This window comes from Microbacterium sp. ISL-103 (assembly GCF_018613995.1).
GTDB lineage: Bacteria > Actinomycetota > Actinomycetes > Actinomycetales > Microbacteriaceae > Microbacterium.
The window spans coordinates 6304-6743 of record NZ_JAGGPD010000050.1 but is presented as its reverse complement, the minus strand read 5'-3'; the positions used below and the strand labels follow the sequence as shown (position 1 = coordinate 6743).

At 69.5% G+C, this 440-nt stretch carries 1 pseudogene; it reads left to right on the top strand.

Annotated features, from left to right (window positions below):
- A pseudogene (locus J7E68_RS19525) lies at nucleotides 1–440 on the top strand (sugar phosphate nucleotidyltransferase); the annotation flags it as partial.

Sequence of the window (440 nt, the reverse complement as noted above, 5' to 3'; positions counted from 1 at the left end):
GGTCACCGGCCGCGCTCACCGCGCGGCGGTCGAGGCGGAGCTCCCCGGCATCCCCGACATCAACGTGTTCCTCGAGTCCGAGCCCCGTGAGTCCGCCGCAGCGATCGGCCTGGCCGCGGCGATCCTGCACAGGCGCAACCCCGACGTCATCATCGGATCCTTCAGCGCCGACCACGTCATCCGCAGCACCCGGGTGTTCGAGTTCGCGGTGCGCGATGCGGTGGAGGTCGCGCGCGAAGGGTATATCTGCACCATCGGCATCTCGCCCACGGAGCCGGCCGTCGGGTTCGGGTACATCCGGAAGGGGCCCGAGCTCGTCGTCGAGGGAGCGCGCGAGGCCGCGCTCGTCGAGAGCTTCGTCGAGAAGCCCGATCTCGAGACCGCGACGGCCTACTTCGCCGATCGGGGATACCTGTGGAACGCCGGCATGTTCATCGCGA